The sequence below is a fragment of the Kosakonia oryzendophytica genome (genome assembly GCF_900094925.1).
Classification (GTDB): Bacteria; Pseudomonadota; Gammaproteobacteria; order Enterobacterales; family Enterobacteriaceae; genus Kosakonia; species Kosakonia oryzendophytica.
Genome location: NZ_FMAY01000004.1, coordinates 354,461 through 372,448 on the forward strand (window position 1 = coordinate 354,461; position 17,988 = coordinate 372,448).

10 protein-coding genes are annotated in these 17,988 nt (G+C 54.6%); 3 read left to right on the forward strand and 7 right to left on the reverse strand.

Annotation, left to right across the window (positions count from 1 at the left end):
* Nucleotides 1-99: 99 nt before the first annotated feature.
* Nucleotides 100-1,122 carry an S-methyl-5-thioribose-1-phosphate isomerase gene (gene mtnA / locus GA0061071_RS09865; protein ID WP_088237060.1) on the reverse strand — a complete coding sequence of 341 codons (1,023 nt, stop codon included), beginning with the start codon at nt 1,120-1,122 and terminating at the stop codon, nt 100-102.
* A gap of 102 nt (nt 1,123-1,224) precedes the next feature.
* On the opposite strand from mtnA, the gene mtnK reads away from it, so the two are divergent.
* A complete protein-coding gene (mtnK, locus tag GA0061071_RS09870) occupies nt 1,225-2,424 on the forward strand; it encodes an S-methyl-5-thioribose kinase (RefSeq protein WP_088237059.1) in 1,200 nt (399 codons plus the stop codon).
* A 168-nt stretch (nt 2,425-2,592) separates the two neighbouring features.
* Here mtnK and GA0061071_RS09875 read toward each other — a convergent pair whose 3' ends face one another.
* The 4 genes from GA0061071_RS09875 to GA0061071_RS09890 form a co-directional block, all read right to left on the reverse strand.
* Nucleotides 2,593-3,837: an LVIVD repeat-containing protein gene (locus GA0061071_RS09875; RefSeq protein WP_088237058.1), complete on the reverse strand. Its 1,245-nt coding sequence runs from the start codon at nt 3,835-3,837 to the stop codon at nt 2,593-2,595.
* Nucleotides 3,838-3,922: 85 nt separating this feature from the next.
* Complete coding sequence (locus GA0061071_RS09880; RefSeq protein ID WP_061496802.1) at nt 3,923-4,987, reverse strand: sugar ABC transporter substrate-binding protein; 1,065 nt, start codon at nt 4,985-4,987, stop codon at nt 3,923-3,925.
* Nucleotides 4,988-5,007: 20 nt separating this feature from the next.
* Nucleotides 5,008-6,003 (reverse strand): ABC transporter permease, encoded by a 996-nt coding sequence (locus tag GA0061071_RS09885; RefSeq protein ID WP_061496804.1) that lies wholly within the window; start codon nt 6,001-6,003, stop codon nt 5,008-5,010.
* The gene (locus GA0061071_RS09890; RefSeq protein WP_061496805.1) at nt 6,000-7,502 is read right to left on the reverse strand and encodes a sugar ABC transporter ATP-binding protein; all 1,503 of its coding nucleotides are present in this window, start codon (nt 7,500-7,502) and stop codon (nt 6,000-6,002) included. The genes GA0061071_RS09885 and GA0061071_RS09890 overlap by 4 nt, the downstream gene beginning before the upstream one ends.
* Before the next feature lie 162 nt (nt 7,503-7,664).
* Between GA0061071_RS09890 and GA0061071_RS09895 the strand changes: the two genes are divergently transcribed.
* On the forward strand, nt 7,665-8,753 hold the full coding sequence (locus tag GA0061071_RS09895) for an oxidoreductase (protein ID WP_088237057.1): 1,089 nt from the start codon (nt 7,665-7,667) through the stop codon (nt 8,751-8,753).
* 296 nt (nt 8,754-9,049) lie between these two features.
* On the opposite strand, the gene GA0061071_RS09900 is transcribed toward GA0061071_RS09895, so the two are convergent.
* The gene (locus tag GA0061071_RS09900; RefSeq protein WP_061496809.1) at nt 9,050-9,313 is read right to left on the reverse strand and encodes a hypothetical protein; all 264 of its coding nucleotides are present in this window, start codon (nt 9,311-9,313) and stop codon (nt 9,050-9,052) included.
* Nucleotides 9,294-17,627 (reverse strand): hemagglutinin repeat-containing protein, encoded by an 8,334-nt coding sequence (locus GA0061071_RS09905; protein WP_167352639.1) that lies wholly within the window; start codon nt 17,625-17,627, stop codon nt 9,294-9,296. Before GA0061071_RS09905 ends, GA0061071_RS09900 begins: the two co-directional genes overlap by 20 nt.
* Before the next feature lie 81 nt (nt 17,628-17,708).
* On the opposite strand from GA0061071_RS09905, the gene GA0061071_RS23450 reads away from it, so the two are divergent.
* Nucleotides 17,709-17,966 carry a hypothetical protein gene (locus GA0061071_RS23450; protein WP_167352640.1) on the forward strand — a complete coding sequence of 86 codons (258 nt, stop codon included), beginning with the start codon at nt 17,709-17,711 and terminating at the stop codon, nt 17,964-17,966.
* Nucleotides 17,967-17,988 lie beyond the last annotated feature (22 nt).

Below are 17,988 nucleotides of genomic sequence, written 5' to 3' on the forward strand. Positions count from 1 at the left end.
ACGGAGAGGGGATGAAAAAACAGACCACCTTTCCCCGACGGAGAGGGGATCATAAACCGGCCCCTCTCTCCCTGGGAGAATCGCGATATACCAGACGGACTATTGCTGCACAAACACCCCGTTTGCCACCTCTTCAGGTGTTACCACGCCGCTGTCCAGCACCCAACCGCTAATCAGCGCGGCGGGCGTAACGTCGAACGCCGGATTATAGACCTGCGCATTTTCCGGTGCCCACTGAACCGCGCCAAAACGGCCAGCGACACCGGTGATTTCCGCCGCCGCACGCTGTTCAATCGGAATGGCGTCGCCATTCGGGCAGTCTCTGTCGAGGGTGGTTTGCGGCGCAGCAACGTAGAACGGCACACCGTGGAATTTCGCCAGCACTGCCAGTGAGTAAGTGCCAATTTTATTCGCCACATCGCCATTAGCAGCAATGCGGTCCGCACCGACCCACACCGCATCAACCTGTCCTTTTGCCATCAGGCTGGCGGCCATTGAATCGGTAATAAGCTGATAAGGTACGCCCAGTTCGCCCAGTTCCCAGGCGGTCAGCCGCCCCCCCTGCAACAGCGGGCGGGTTTCATCCACCCACACATTCGCCACCTTACCTTGCTGGTGTGCTTTCGCAATCACCCCTAACGCCGTGCCAACGCCTGCTGTCGCCAGCCCACCGGTGTTGCAGTGGGTGAGCAAGCGACTACCGGGACTGACCAGCGCTACGCCTGCGCGAGCGATGCCGTCGCAAAGCTGTCGGTCTTCGTCAATTAAACGCAGCGCTTCCGCCGTCAGTGCGGCGACAAAATTGTCCTGTGCCAACGCCAGTTTCATACGGTCGAGGTTATTCATCAGGTTGACCGCGGTCGGGCGCGCAGCGCGCAGGGTTTCCAGTGCCTGCGCCAGTTGCGCCCGGTGGGTCCCCTGCTCTGCCAGTAACGCCAGCAACAGGCTGGCGGACAGACCAATCAACGGCGCGCCGCGCACGCGCAAGGCATGAATATGCCCGACAAGTTCTTCTACCGTTGTGGCGGGCAACCAGCATTTCTCCTGCGGTAGCGCCTGCTGATCGAGAATAAAGAGCTGGTTTTCGATAACCCGCAGACTGGTAGTCTGTAATGACTGCATATCGTTAAATCCCTGTTGCGTTGTTGTATCGTATTGTGTCAGGATGAAGTTCGGATGTATAGACGTCTAAATGGCTTTGTTTGCAAAAAGAGGATCGAGGCAATGTCGCAATACCGTACCTTTACCGCCCGCGATGCCGTGGCGTACGCCCAACAATTTGGCGGCCTGGACACTCCGTCCGAGCTGGTTGACGCGCAGGAGGTGGGCGACGGTAACCTCAATCTGGTGTTTAAAATTTTCGACCGTCAGGGCGTCAGCCGCATTATCGTCAAACAGGCCCTGCCCTACGTGCGCTGTGTGGGAGAATCCTGGCCGTTAACGCTGGACAGGGCCCGTCTGGAAGCGCAAACGCTGGTCGAGCATTATCAGTACAGCCCGCAACACACCGTTAAAATTCACCACTTCGACCCGCAACTGGCGGTGATGGTGATGGAAGATCTCTCCGATCATAAGATCTGGCGCGGTGAACTGATCAATAACGTTTACTATCCGCAAGCGGCCGCTCAATTGGGTGAATACCTGGCGCAAACCCTGTTTCATACCAGCGATTTTTATCTGCATCCCCATGCCAAAAAAGCGCAGGTGGCGCAGTTTATCAACCCGGAAATGTGCGAGATCACCGAGGATCTGTTCTTTAACGATCCGTACCAGATCCACGAACGCAACAACTACCCCGCGGAGCTGGAAGCCGATGTCGCCGCCCTGCGCGAGGATGCACAACTGAAACTGGCGGTTGCCTCACTTAAACACCGTTTCTTTTCACAGGCCGAAGCCTTGTTGCACGGCGACATTCACAGTGGTTCGATTTTTGTTGCCGAAGGCAGCCTGAAGGCCATCGATGCTGAATTTGGTTATTTCGGCCCGATAGGCTTCGACATCGGCACTGCCATTGGCAACCTGCTGCTGAACTACTGCGGCCTGCCAGGGCATCTCGGCATCCGCGATGCCGCCGCTGCACGCGAGTTGCGTCTGAATGATATCCACACCCTGTGGACTACCTTCGCAGCACGTTTTCAGGCGCTGGCGGCAGAGAAAACCCGTGATGCGGCGCTGGCGCAGCCGGGCTATGCCAGCGCTTTTTTACAAAAAGTGTGGGTGGATGCCATCGGTTTCTGCGGCACGGAACTGATTCGCCGCAGCGTCGGGCTGTCGCACGTGGCGGACATCGATACCATTGCCGATGACGAGATGCGCCACGCCTGTCTGCGTCATGCCATCACCCTCGGCAAGGCGCTGATTGTGATTGCCGGGCGTATTGATAGCGTCGGGGAGCTGATTGCCCGGGTGCGGCAGTACAGCTAGTTTACCCTCACCCCAGCCCTCTCCCTGAAAGGGAGAGGGGGTAAGAACAACCGGGCATCCGCTACTCCCTCTCCTCTCCGGGGAGAGGGAGTAAGAACAACCGGGTACCAACTATTCCCTCTCCCCTTTGGGGAGAGGGTCAGGGTGAGGGGAAACCGGGCACCCGCCTTACCCCAAATACTCAATCACCGACAACCCACCGTTGTAATCCGTGCTGTAAATGATCCCCTGCGCATCCACAAACACGTCGCAAGACTGGATCACGCGCGGACGCCCAGGCCGGGTATCCATCATGGTTGCCGGTGCCGCTGGCACCAGCGCACCGGTTTCTACCGGGCGATACGGGTTGGAAATATCGTAAGCACGAACGCCCGCGTTCTGATACGTGGCAAAAATCAGCGAGGAGCTGATAAAGCTCCCCGGACGGTTTTCGTGCAGGTTATGCGGCCCGAAATGCGCCCCTTTCGCCACGTAATCCGTTTCATCCGGCTGGGGGAACGTTGAGATACTCACCGGATTGGAGGGGTCGCGAATATCAAACAACCAAATCAGTTTCTCGCCATCTTCCTGATTGTCGAGCACCGCTTCATCAAGCACCACCAGCAGTTCGCGGTCGGGTAACGGCAGCGCGGTATGCGTGCCGCCACCGAACGGCGGACTCCAGTTACGATGGCTAATCAACTTCGGTGCACTGCGATCTTTCACATCCAGCAGCGTCAGACCACCATCGCGCCAGCTACCGTAAGCCGTGTCGCCAGCGATAATGGCGTGATGAAGCGCGTAGCGTTTGCCTTCCGGCCATGTGGGTGTTTCACCTGCGGCCTGGTTCATCCCCGGTAACCACCAGCGCCCGGCGACCTGCGGTTTACGCAGATCGGCCAGATCGATAGTCAGGAAGATATAGTCGGTGAAACCGTCGATCAACGCCGAGACATACGCCCAGCGACCGCCCACGTACCAGATACGGTGGATGCCAATACCGTTCAGCGACAGGAAGCTGATTTCACGGGGTTTATCCGGTGTGGAGATATCAAAAATGCGCAGCCCGGCGCTCCAGCCTTTGTCCTGCACATCACTGACCGTGTCGCCGACCGAACGGGTGTAATAGACCTTTTCATCGGCAAAGCGCGCATCGGCGAACAGATCGCGGGCATTGATCACCAGCAGCAGATTGTCGTGCGCTTGCAGATGCACATTCCAGGTGCCGGGGGGCGCAGGTACATATCCTGCCGCTTTCGGGTTTTTCGGGTCGCGCACATCCACAATAGAAAAACCCTGCGACACCATATGGCCGATGTACGCAAAGCCGCGATGCACCATTAACTGGACGCCATCCGGGCGTCCTCCCTGGTCGCTGTGCCCAATCAGCCGCATATTGCGGCTATATTCGGGACGCGGAAGTTCAGTTGCCATGATTCATCCTTTCAACAGCCGTATTGCTCTTCGCAGGCCAGGCAGCGCTAAGGGCTTACCTGACCTGCGGTGCCAGCCTGGATTCTTATTTGTTTTTCGCTTCCAGCGTAGCGAACCACGGGGCGATAAAGTCTTCGGTCTGGCCCCAACCCGGAATGATTTTGCCCAGGGAGGCCACGTTTACCGCACCTGGCTGGCTCGCCAGCAGCGCCTGCGGGATTGCCGCCGCTTTAAAGTCATACGTCGCAGGCGTTTGTTCACCGGCAATCTTGTTGGCAATCAGACGCACGTTGGTCGCGCCAATCAGTTTCGGATCCACAGCAACGCTCACTTTCCACGGGCTGTTGGCCTCACGCATCAGTTGCAGATCCTGGTTAGACACATCAATGCTGTAGAGTTTAATCTCGGTGCGTCCGTTCTCCTTCAGCGCCTTATATGCGCCCTGGCTGAACGCATCCCAGGTCCCCCAGATCGCGTCGATTTTGCCTTTCGGGTATTTCGCCAGCACTGCGCCGACTTTGTTGGCGGTATCGCCCTGTACATCAGAGGAGACCGCGCCAATCGATTCCAGCTCTTTGATACCTGGGTTCGCTTTCAGCAGTTCCGCGTAGGCCGCCTGGCGGCGCTCCATTGGCGGGAAGCCAGCCACCCACAGTTTGATGATATTGGCTTTACCGTTGAAGTCTTTCACCAGTTCGCCAAAGGAGAGTTTGGTCAGAGAGGCATCATCCTGCTGGGTAACGGTTACGCCCGGGATCTCACCGTTCACGGCGGTATCGAACACCGACACCTTAATCCCGGCGGCAACGGCTTTTTTGATCAGATCGGTGGAGTACGGGTCGCGCCCCTGCGAGAGGATAATACCGTCATACTTCTGGCTGATGGCCTGATTGACGAAATCCTGGAATTTCGCGTCATCGCCGTTGCTCAGGAAGGTACTGATTTTAAAGCCCAGCTTCTTCCCTTCCTGCAACGCGCCGGAGACAAACTGCGTGGTGTTATCGTCCGACCCAAGGTTGCGGATCAGCGCAATACGTACCGGTCCATTATGATTGGCAATGGCGTCCGGTAGCGGTGCAGGCGTGGCCGCGTGACCTGGCAGCGCGCTCAGTAATCCCAGCGCCAACAGCGAAAGTGCAATTTTTTTCATATTTGTTTTCCCCTGAATAATTAACGACGCTGGAAGTAAGTCAACGCAAGAGCACCGGCCAGCACCAGCCCCTTAATAATGTCCATTGCGTAATACGGTACTGACAGCATCACCAGCCCGTTTTGCAGCACGCCGAGGATCACCGCCCCCACCAGCGTGCCGAAGGCATTCGGTTTACCGGAACCCGCCAGCGAAAAGCCGATCCATGCCGCCGCGACGGCATCCATCAGGTAGCCGCCACCGGCGTTCACCTGCGATGAGCCAATGCGCGAGGCCAGCAAAATCCCACCCAGCCCTGCCAGCAGCGAAGAGATTACATAAGCCGCGACTTTGTAGCGCGTGGTACGAATACCCGAAAGTCTTGCCGCTTCCGGGTTACCGCCCATGGCGTACATCCGGCGACCGTGAGTGGTGAGAGACAAACCAAGCTGCGCAATCAGTGTCACCACCAGCATAATCACAACAATCGTTGGTACCTGGCCCAGCGAAGCAAACGCAGCAGGGATAGTGCCTTCCGCCATGTCGCCGCTCGGCAACACCATGTTTTCAGTGATGGAACCACCATAGCTGTAGGTCATCGCCACGCCCTGAATCACGAACAGGCTGCCGAGTGTGGCCAGCATATCGGGAATGCGCAGCACCACGATCAGGAAGGCGTTAAACAGGCCGACCAGCGTACAAAGCACCAGCGTGATAAGGATCGATTCGGTGGTGCCGAAGCCGTGCCAGACAAACAGGGAAATCACCAGCGCATTGGCCAGTGAAGCGGTGGATCCGACCGACAGGTCAAACCCGCCAATGGTCAGTGAAATGGAGACGCCGACGGCGATCACCGTCACGATGGCAATCGAACGTAAAATGTTGATGATGTTGAAGGGATCGAGGAAGTTGTCCGATGCCACGCCAAAAATCGCGATCAGCGCGACAACGGTAAGCAACATGCCCCATTTATAAAGAAAATCAAAAAACTGCTGGCGGGGTGTCGCCGCCGCATTGACTGTCAGGGCCTTACTCACGGCGCCGTTCCTCCGGTGGAATAATAAAGTAGTGTCTCTTCGCGGGCATCCTCGCCCGTCACTTCTGCAACAATGCGCCCGTCCCACAGCACACAAATCCGGTCACATAAACCCACCAGCTCGGCGAATTCCCCCGACGCATAGATCACGCCTTTGCCTTCCCGCGCCAGGCCATCAATCAGTTGGAACAGATCGGTCTTCGCCTTAACGTCCACCCCTTTGGTCGGCTCATCAAAAATCAGCACATTCGCGTTACCGCGCAGCCATTTACCGATCGCCACTTTTTGCTGGTTGCCGCCAGAGAGGCGACGTAGCGTTTGTCCCGGCCCGGTCGTGCGCACGCCCACGCGGGCAATCACTTCCTGCGCCCAGCGCCACGCCTGGCGGTGACCAAACAGGCTCCAGCGCGAAAAGCTGTTATCCGCGCTGATGGATAAATTCATGCTGATGGGCTCTTCAATAAAGATGCCCTCTTTGCGCCGCTCTTCCGGAACCAGTGCCAGGCCGCGCATTACTGAATCCGCCGGATCGCGGGGTCGCCACGGTTGGTTATTCAGTTCCCCACGGGTAATACGGCTTTTACTCGCGCCGAAAAGCGCTTTGCAAAGTTCGGTTTTCCCCGCGCCCGCCAGCCCGGCGATGCCGAGGATCTCCCCTTTGCGCAGCCGCAGCGAGATATCTTTTAGCAGCCCTTCATCATGCAGACCGTCAACGCTCAGCAGCACTTCATCGCTGTGCGGTGGGCGCGCAGGCGGATAAATGTCGTTCAGTTCATGGCCGAGCATTTTTTCCACAATTTGCTCACCACTCAGATCGGCCATCGGGCCGGATTCAATGAGTTTGCCGTCGCGCAGCACGGTTAAGGTGTCGCAAATGGCCTTAAGTTCATGAATGCGATGCGAGATAAACACCACGCCAATGCCCTGCTGTTGCAGGCGTTTCACCACGGTGAATAAGCGCTCACTTTCCCGGCTATCAAGAGGAGCGGTCGGTTCATCAAGGATTAAAAATCGGCAGCGATGCGAGAGCGCGCGCGCCAGCAGGATTTGCTGTTTTTCCGCCAGCGTGCAGCTGTCGATTGAGCGTTTAACATCCAGCGCCACATCGAGCTGCGCCAGCGCTTCCCGCGCCTGCTGGCGAATCTCGCCCCAGCGGTAGCGGTGCCCCTCTTCGGCCAGCTTATCGAGCATGATGTTTTCCGCGATACTCAGACCGGGGATCAGTGCGACATCCACTTCCTGCTGCACCAGGTGAATGCCAAACAGTTTGGCGTCGCGTGGTGTGCGAATGCTCACGACCTGGTTATTAATGCTGATTTCGCCTTCGTAGTGATCGTGTGTTCCGCACAGCACCGCCATCAGCGTGGACTTTCCCGCACCGTTTGCGCCGGTTAACGCATGCACGGAACCGCCCCGTAAGGTGAAATCCACGTGCGACAGCGCCCGGAAGCCGCCAAACGCCAGGCTTATGGTGCGCATTTCGAGGTGGTTGCTGCTCATGCTGCGGAAATCCCTGCCATTAATAGATTGATTTAACGAATTTTTCACAGCCTTGCTTGACTGGCAACGACAGAAAAGGCATAAGATAAAGCAAAATAATATTAGCCATCCGGATGTCCAGACATAACATCGGGTTAGCCATTACGCACAAGGACACAACACATGAGCAACACAGATATTCGCGTCGTACCCGGCCCCGCTAACTACTATTCCCATGCCGGGAGCCTTGCGCGTTTGCACGACTTCTACAGCGCAGAGCAGCTCTCCCGCGCGGTGTGGATCTACGGCGAACGCGCCTTTGCCGGCGCAAAAGCGTTTCTACCGGAAGGATTTAACGCACCAGGTGCGAAGCATATTCTGTTTAAAGGTCACTGTAGCGAGCACGACGTTGGCGAGTTGGTTGAGCAAGCGGGGGATGACCGTGCAGTGGTGATTGGTGTGGGCGGCGGAGCACTGCTGGATACCGCCAAAGCGGTGGCGCGCCGTCTGGGTTTGCCGGTGGTGGCGATCCCGACCATTGCCGCAACTTGTGCGGCCTGGACGCCGTTGTCGGTGTGGTACAACGATGCCGGGCAGGCGCTGCAATTCGAGATCTTCGACGACGCTAATTTTCTGGTGCTGGTGGAACCGCAGATTATCCTTAATGCCCCGGCGGAATATTTACTGGCGGGCATTGGCGATACGCTGGCGAAATGGTACGAAGCGGTAGTGCTGGCGCCACAACCGGAAAATCTGCCGTTAACCGTGCGTCTGGGCATTAACGGCGCGCTGGCCATTCGCGACGTGTTACTGGAGAGCAGTGAACAGGCACTGGCCGATCAGCAGCGCGGCGAGGTGACGCAGGCGTTTCGTGATGTGGTGGATGCCATTATCGCTGGCGGCGGTATGGTTGGTGGTCTTGGCGAGCGTTATACCCGCGTTGCGGCTGCGCATGCAGTGCACAATGGGCTGACCGTGTTACCACAAACGGATAAATTCCTGCATGGCACCAAAGTGGCTTACGGCATTCTGGTGCAGAGCGCCCTGCTCGGCCAGGACGATGTGTTGGCGCAACTGATTGACGCTTATCAGCGTTTCAACCTGCCGACCACGCTGGCCGCGCTGGATGTCGACATCACTCACCGCGCCGAACTGGACAAGGTGATTGCGCACACCCTGCGCCCGGTCGAGTCTATTCATTATCTGCCGGTAGAACTCACCGCCGACACGCTACGTGCAGCATTTGAAAAAGTGGAAACCCTAACGCGTTGATTTTCTTAATGGGTCATTAACTATAAACAGACTCATAGTGATGATCCATTTTCGTTTAGCAAACAGTCTGTTTTACATAAAAAACAAGACACCTCTGGGTTTTCTATAACACGAGACACTTCATCTCAATACTGCGAAACGTTTATTAATAATCTCCCCAAAACGGTCCTACGCATTAATTATTATAATTACTGTCGTGAATTATTTTGCAAATTGCATAAAGTATATACTTTACCCATTAAATAACCCTCCGATCATTTGGAAAAGCCATTACGATTTGTGATAACCTATGTAAGTTACTCTTTATCATTCATCATCTTGCTTTTTTCATACTTATCATACCAAGCAAACCACCAGGTCTTAGCGCCCCCACCAATCCCCCCTGCCGCACTGTAAACGAACATTTTTTCCCAAACACTGCGGGGAAAATAGATGGGATGCGGTGACATCGCATCTCCTATGCAATGCATTAAAAACATCATAACGAATATAACAAAAAAACAAGAAACCGCAGACTTTATGAAAAGCTTAAAGCTGGGTTCAGTTGCTATTTTTTTCATATTCTTCCCATGTGTTTTGTGAGAACTTGCCAGCAGCTTTATCAGCAAATGTGCCAAGTATCTCATTGACTACTTCATTAAATGGTAAGGAATCCTCCATCTTCGCCCCATAGAATGAACCACCCATCGAGGTAATATTTTTCTTATAGTCAATACCATCAACAAAAATACTCCCACCTAAAGCAATACCGGCATTTGATAATTTATTACGTCCCGCACCAAGAGTACCTTCCACAAAAGAAGAAAAGGTACTCTTATAATTCCATGTCATCTTTTCATTTCCGGGCTGATTTAAATCGTACCATTGCGTAATAGCATCTACCCCTGATGAAATAACACCACTACCAATAGCTTTACCAGCAGAGACACTAAGACCATAACTCCATCCACCGAAGATAAGCGCACCATCGACAGAACCATCAACTACGACTTTGGTGATATTGGTACCTTCTGGCATATCGCCTTTTGCCAGCTGTGCGGAACCAGCACGTATTTGCTCGTCCGTAGCTGGGTTCATAACATAGCCATTTTCATCCAAGAGATTCGTATTGAACGCCAGTGAACCCTGCGCATTAACATACTGGCCAAGGTTACCATCGTATAGCCCATTGTTTTCAGAAGAGTTCTTACCACCCTCTGCCGCAGCTTTCGCCCCTGCTGTATTGTCTGCGATCGCAGCACCGGCAACACCAGCCGCTACACTTGCCAACTTACTGACTAACTGGCGCTGACCTTCATCCAGCTCCTCGGGACGTTTCCCCCACAGATCAAGAGCAATGGATGTTGTCGCTTCGCCCGTTGCAGCCCCCAGAGCACCAGCGGCTGCATCTTTACCCTGCATTTGTGCAATGGCAGCGCCGGCAACAGCATGTGCGATCAGCCGTTGTGCCCCTTCGGGAGTGTTCGCTTTCACCAATGTAGCCAAATAGGGTGCTGCCGCGCCTGCCACCGCACTGTTCATATCACCATTGAACAAACCGCTTACCGCACCCGATACAGCCTGAGCGACCTGCTGATATTTGCCACCGGTGCCATAGTCCTTAACAGTATCTTTGTAAATCTGAGTTTCTCGCAGCTCTTTCGCCGAAAGTTTCTCATTGCCTGGTATCGCACGAGCATCTTTCAGAGCCTGGATATCGCCTTCGGTCATCACAATATTGGTTATCTGACTGGTAATATCCCCCAACTCGCTGGCCATCTGTAGCCGCTTTTGCTCTTTCTCTTTATCGAAGATCGGGCTGATAGCATCGTTAGCAGCAGCGACATCGCGGCTCAGTGAGCCAATATCTTGCTGCTGGTTCGCTTTATCGCGAATCATAATCGCGCCATTGGATATAGCAGATTGTGTCGTGCCTTCGGCGTGACCGCTGCTACCCGCGGCCCCCTGCAGTGCACCACTGGCGGCAGAAAGTGCGCCCATTGCCAATTGCTCTGTCAGTGAGCCACCACTGCTCATACCCATGCTTACGCCTTTATGACTGACTTTGTAGTCGGCCTCGTTATGCATGTCAGTAAAGCCCAGGGTTCCGGTATCCAGCCGATTTTTATCTGCCTCGCTCTGACTCGAAATCACTGCACCATTCAACTGGGTATGATTGCCCACAGTGATGTCAAAACCATTTTTCCCTGCATAAATGCCACTCTGCTCTGCAACACTGTCGAAAGTGCTGTGCATTTTGTCCTGGCTGAGGCTAACAGATCCGGATCCCGTCATTGTGCCGAAAGTAAAGCTTCCACCGGCACCAAAGCTAGTTTGCTTACTGTCAAAGTAATTGCTGTCCTGCTGACTGGTGATAGTCAAATCACGTCCTATATCCGCCACCACTCGATCGCCATTAACCTGCGCACCGGTCAGCACTGTGTCACGCCCACTGTTGATGTTGACGGTACCGCCACTGTCCACAGTCGTTTCCGTCCAGTTAGTGCCATTGCCTTTGTTATTACCCTTGCCGGCATTGACGTTAGCATAGACACTGATGCCGGCTCCGCCATTACCCGCACCAATACTGACACCAACGCCGCCGCCGCTACTGCTATTTTTGCCTGTGCTTTTCTGAGTATTTGCCGCACCGCTGAGCAGAATATCCCGCTCTGCATTAAACGTGGTGTCACCGGTTGCTTTTAGCTGACTCCCAGCAATCACGATATCACCGCTGTTCTTCGCATCCCCTTTACCATTGGCGGTAATCGATAAGTTATTGCCCGCGCTGAGTGTCGACCCGCTGACCGAATCACTAACCGTCAATTGCTGAGAACTCGATTTCTGCGTACTGAGCGAAATGCTGACGCCAACAGCACTAGCAGGATCACCTGCCGCTGCAGCCGCGCGCACCCCTTGCACCGCCTGCACTCCCGCGAGGGCTGCTTTAGTCACCTGCAGGGTCTGCAGACGACTGTCAGTTTGATCCTGCACCGCTTCTACCGTACTTACCGCTTTATTCAGGGCATCCCCCACCACACCGGAAAGTGCAACAGTCAAGCCGGTGCTTTTTTGCTCAAATTTGTCTTCACGCGTGCGCTGATCGTGTCCTGGTGTAATAGAAACACTATCACCAGCCAGAGTGAGATCCTGCCCGGCAACCAGATCGGCACCCTTAACCTGGAGCTGATTCCCTGCGGTAATGGAGACGTCCCCGTGGGTGCTCCCTACAGTACTGACGCTCTGGCTTTGAGTTGTGCCTTTTTCTTTTAGTTCTTGCCTCGTCTGGCTGCTACCGATGGTAAAACCGATTCCTCCAGTACTCATTAAGCCGCTTTTTTTAGTCTCACTGAGTTGCCAGTTGGTGTCGGTGTCTGTAGCAGCTTCAATAGTAACGTTGTTGCCTGCATTCAACGCCACTTTACCATCACCAACGACTGCCGATCCCTGGACCAGCAGATCGTGACCCGATGTCAGATTGACATTATCCCCGCTCAATAGCGTCCCCGACTCACGTGTTGCGCTCTGCTCAGAGATAGTATGTGTTTTGCTTTTACTGAGAAAACCCTTATGTGTCCTGGTTTTTTCTCTGTAGCTGTAATCGCTTTCGGTTGCCGTTGCCAGGTTAATATCACGTCCGGCCAGCACGCCAATATCACCCTTGGCATTTATCTCTGCCGCTTCGGTGCTCACATCACGCCCGGCGATGATCAACGTATTGGTGCCACTGATGACCTCAGTGCCTTGCTGACGTACCTGCTCGTTGATAGTGGTATCCTTACCTGATTTATTGCTATTGCCTTTTGAGATCGTCTCGGCAAGTAAGTTGACGTCGCGGCCAGCCTGCAAACCAACACGCTCATCCGCAACTAACCCAGTAGCATGAGAATTAATATCCTGTCCTGCAACCAGAATAAGATTTTTTCCAGAGGTAATTGTATTTGCTTGCAGTGCGGTTTCATGAGATCCCGTACCAAACATTTTGTTTGTCTGAAGCACATTAGCAGCAGCCAGATTCAAATCGTTTACTGCCGTCGCACTAAAGTTCATACCTGATGAATATGAAGCAGCCTGGCTGTTTATGTCGTTTCCAGCTGACAGAGATAAATTATTAACAGATGAGAGGGATGAACTTGAGAATGCAGTTTCTTCCATCTGGTTACCATTGCTGTAGTGCCGCTTGCTACCCGTCTCGATAACGCCCACATTCAGATTATGCGCTGCGTTAACCGCAACAACCCCACCTTTAATATCGCTCGCCACAACATTCGTATCACGACCAGAATTGACCACGAGTTTCTCTTTAGCCGATACGGTACTTGCCTGGTTCATCACGAAATCCTGGACGTTCGTTTTCCCCAGTAGACCAAATGCGGCGCTTTCCTTCATCACATTCGATGCAACAGAAACATCCCCCCCTGCCTGAATTAACAAATCACCAGAAGAAGTAACATTGGCACCTTTGATATTGACATCATTGCCAGCAGATATCCCTATTGTTTTCTCCGCAGAAATGGACGCTATATTTCCGGCGACATCTTTGTAAATATTTTCGTAGAGATCTCCGCCACTAAATTTCCCTGCACCGAAAGATTGCATCACCGTGATGTTATTCACATCACCCCGAATACTTTCCAAAGAAACTATTTTCCCGGAAATTGTCGAACCAATATTATTAATATCATCATTGGCAATCATTGATAATGCATTTCCGGCTTTTAACACAGACGAACCAGAGTTATTAATTGCAGATGAACTTTTCACCTTTAAATCATTTCTGGCGAGCATAGTCCCCGCATTGTTATCAATAGCCCCTGCAGAAACATCAATATTATTCCCTGCGATGATGCTGCCATTATTAAAAGCAGCATCTTTTGCTGACAGATAAACCTTAGGCACCATCACTACTTCACCGTTTATAGTGGTGGACTCCCACCAGAGAATACTGTGGCCCAGAGAGGCTATTTGTTCAGCTGTTAGCGACACCCCAAATTTCAACCCCAATGAAGACTGAGCTATCGCCGCGTTATCCATTAGATACTGCATTTGTTCGAGGTCAGAACCAATTCCCGAAATATAACGATTACCGGTCTGGCTCAGGATAACATTACTGACATAACGGGTATCGAAAACGGCATCACCTAAGAATCGGTAATCATAATCTGGATTAATATTGAGACGACTCAACATATAAGATGAACCAAGGAACTGTTTTTCGTCTGTATACTTACTGTTAGTCTCACGCGGTATTTCGCCTGCTTTTATATTAAGCAATGCATTCAGCTCACTAAACAAAGCAGGATCAAGTTGCCCTAACCCATCAAGTTTTGGATTAACGGTAATAAGATACGGACTTTTAGGGCTCGTATTATAAACAAAATACCCATTATCACCTGTAGGCAGTGGATAAGTACTAATATCCATTTTTTTCGCGGAAACGGGATTTATAGCAGTATTATGCGACTTTTCAACACTCTCACGAGTAATGTTATCTGCAACCATATTTACGTCAGGAGTTCCTCCCCCGGGCTGAGTACCATTAGGAGCATCAACAGAAGAGAAAGCCAGAGGATTCGCGCCATTTATACCCTTTAATGCCTCACTTATTTTGTCATCCAATGAGAGTGAAGGAATAGCGGCACTATCAATGTCCTTCAGATTTACGTTGTTACTTCCGGTGACAGCATTGACAGCACCTAATCCCTTCAATCCTGGAATTTGCAATGTCGGAGCTATCGTCCCTTTTACATCGGTTGAATCGCTATTATTTTGGACGCTGCCAAAGTTAAGGCTTGTAGTGCCGTTCGATTGGATTACTCCGCGCGCAGAGGTTCCTGGATCAGTAATGTACTCGTCTGTTGCGGTGAAACTTAATGTGTTCCACCACAACACTCCTTTTATCTCTTTCTCACCCTTAGGCAGCATTAATTCGTATCCTGGCGCTACGGTATAAATACGCCAGACGGTCTGAGTTCCTGACAAATAAGACTGGTTGTTCAGCGAATTCCCACTCATAGAGAGGTTATTTCCGGCCAGAACAAAACTTGCCAGATTATCGAGGATTCCCGTTTGCGCCGTCAGGTTTCGACCCGCACTGATCCTCGCGGCATTGCCTGTAATCTGAGTGGTCGAAGTGACGCGAGAAACCGCAATTGCCTTTCTCAGGTCTAACCGAGAGGGAATGACAGTCGTATTGATGGCATTAGGATCGGGTTTTCCACCACACTCGCAGTTAAAGAATGGCTTTTGATTGACGAATAAATACTCGTCGGGGGTAAACAAGCTAAGAGGAAGTTCATATACACCAGGTATGTAAGACTGAAAGTTTAGATCAAAATTTTCTTTTGTTGTCGTTCCTTGACGTACAGATTCCCTCTGGTTCAACAGATGCCCGGTCTTAATGGTGATATCGCCGTTTGTCGTCTCAATATTGCCGGAGGTGTTGATCACCTCGCCGTTGGCATTACCGGCCGCATCCCGTTGCAGCCACAGGTTATTGCCCGCCAGCATATCGCCGCGCTGGTTGGTGATGCTGTTGGCATACAGCGCCAGGTTGTTTGCCGCATACAGCAGCGCGGTGTTGATAATCGCGCCCGGCGCGCTCAGCGTCAGGCTGCCTGTCGTGCCGGCAAAACCGTTTACGGTGATATTCCCCCGGCTGGCCAGCGTGATATCGCCGCCACCCTGAAGGGCACTGTTGCCGTTCAGCACAATGGCGCTGCCGCTTAATGTGCTCGCGCCGCTGCCGGTGGTGATTTGCCCGCTACTGGTCAGTTGTCCGCCCGCGCTCAGGTTCAACGCCTGGCCCTGCATCACGCTCTGGTTATCTATCGCACCGTTGCTGGTGACGCTCAGGGTTTTGCCTGCCGCCAGCGTGGTTTTTGCGGTAAAGGCGTTCGTCAGTTGCAGCGTCAGGTTACCCAGCGCCACCACCTGACCCAGTGCATTCAAACCACCCGCCCCCACAAACAGGTCGCCACCGCTGAACAGCTTACCGCCGGCGGACTGCTCCACCTGCGTGGCGTTCACCGTCAGCTGGTTCTTACCGAGCAGTGTGCCGTTGTTGGTCAGTTGCCGGTAACTGAGCGCCAGGGTATTCGCCTGGGTGGTGCCCTGGTTCGTGAAGCTGTCGCCGGTAAGGGTCATCTGGTCGGCCAGCAGCGTGCCGGTGCCGCCGTTACGTGCAGCGTTGAGGATGAGATTAGTGGCCTGCAGCCAGCCCGCGCCGGTGTACTGCGGGGTGGTCAGCGTCAGTTGCCCGCCGGAGAGCAGCCTGCCCTCGTTGCGCGCCAGGGTGGTGCTGTCGACGCGGGTGTCCCCCGCGCCCTGAATCAGCCCGTAGTTAAACAGCGACGGTGTGGTCAGGGTCAGCCCCTGCGTACTCACCAGTTCACCGCCTGCGCTGTTGGTCAGTGAATTCGCCGTGACCGTCAGCCCGTTCCCCTGGATGTTGCCGGCGTTGCCGAGCGTGTCCGCATTCAGGGTCAGCGCGCCGTTACTGGCCAGCGAACCGCCCGCCAGTTGGGTCGCATTACCCGTCAGGGCGATCGTCAGTCCGTCACTGCCGCTGACGGCTCCGCTGTTGGTCAGCGCGTCTGCGCGCAGGGTCAGGTTTTTCGCCGCCCACTGCCCCTGATTACTCAGCGACAATGCCTGCAGGGCCGCCGTGCCCAGGGCGGTGATTTTGCTGCCCGTGGCTGAATTCAGGTTGCCGGTAAGCTGAAGGTTCAGGTCGCCCGCGCTCCGGATTGCGCCGCGGTTATCCAGCGACTGTGCCGCCAGCAGAATCGCGTTGCCCTGCCACAGCCCGCCGTTGTCCACCGTCCCGGCGGTGATACCGAGCGTGCCCTGCGTTAGCAGTGAACCGGTCTCGCCGTTGATCAGCGTCAGTTGCGGAGCGGCCATCGCCATCCGCGCCATCAGTCTGGCGGCAGGTTGTGCGGCGTCCAGCGTCAGGTTGTCCAGCCCGGTCAGCGTGCCGTTGTTGGTAATGCCTGCCTCATGCGCCGTCAGGGTTTTCCCCTGTACCGCACCGTTATTTTCCAGCGTCTGTCCGCTCAGGGTGACATCGCCTTCGCTGAGGAGCTGCCCGCTGTTACGCAGCGTCTGCGCCTGAATATCCGCCGTGCCCCGGCTACTGAGCGAACCCGGCAGCGTCAGTGTACCGCCCACGGTGGCGGTGAAATCCCCCAGGCTCAGCAACGAGCCGCCGAGCATCCAGTCATCTGCCGTAACGCTGACCTTTCCGCCCTGCAATGTACCCTGTGTGGACAGTTGTCCGGCATGCAGCGTGAAATCGCCGCCGCTCAGCGTGCGCGAACCGCTGGCGGTGGTGAGGGTGCCGGCGTTCAGCGTCAGGCCCTGCGTACCCTGCCACAGTCCGTTGTTTGTCAGTGTCGCAGCGCTGAAAGCCAGCTCACCGCCGGAGAGCCATTTGCCCGTCTCCGCGTTGATAAGGGTGTCCGCGGTGGCCTGCGCCTGTTGTGTTCCCTGGATCAGGCCGCTGTTGGTAACGGTGTGGCCGGTAACCGAGACGCTGCCTGCGGCAATCTGGCCGCGGTTGCTCAGCGTGTCGGCCTTAAGTGTCAGACCGTCATTCACAGACAGCAGACCCTGGTTGTCCAGCGAGGTCAGATCCAGGTTCAGGTCACCACCGCTGACAAGCTGCCCGGTACTGCCGTTGACCAGCGCCTGCGTGTTCAGGATCAGGCTGTCGTTGCCCTGTAAAATGCCGTTACTGGTAAGACGCGGCGCGCTAATGCGCAGGTCTTTCGCCGCCAGCGTGCCGTCATTCAGTACCTCTGTGGCGGTGATATCCGCCAGATGCTGGCTCAGCACACTGCCCTGGTTACTCACCGCTGTGCCGCGCAGCGCCAGGCTGTCGCCGCTGACCATCTGCCCGCTGCTGGTCAGGCTGTCGCCGTCCCACGTCAGGTTTTCCGTTCCCTGTAACAGGCCGCTGTTGCGTAAATCGCCGTGCAGGGCGAGCACCTTCGCCATCAGCGACCCGCTGTTCTGGCTTCCGGCCACCCGCAGCGTCAGCGCCTGCCGGCTCAGCAGTCTGCCCTGGTTGGTCAGATTCCCGCTGACACTGGCGTTCAGCCCGTTTTCACCGAGTGCATTCCCGGTGTTGACCCACTCTCCGGTGGCGAGGTCAAGCGTGTCGCCCTGCAATTGTCCGGCGTTGGTCAGGCTATCGTTTTTCAGCACCAGGCTGCCCGCGCTCAGCAGTAAACCACCCTGCTGGTTGGTAAGC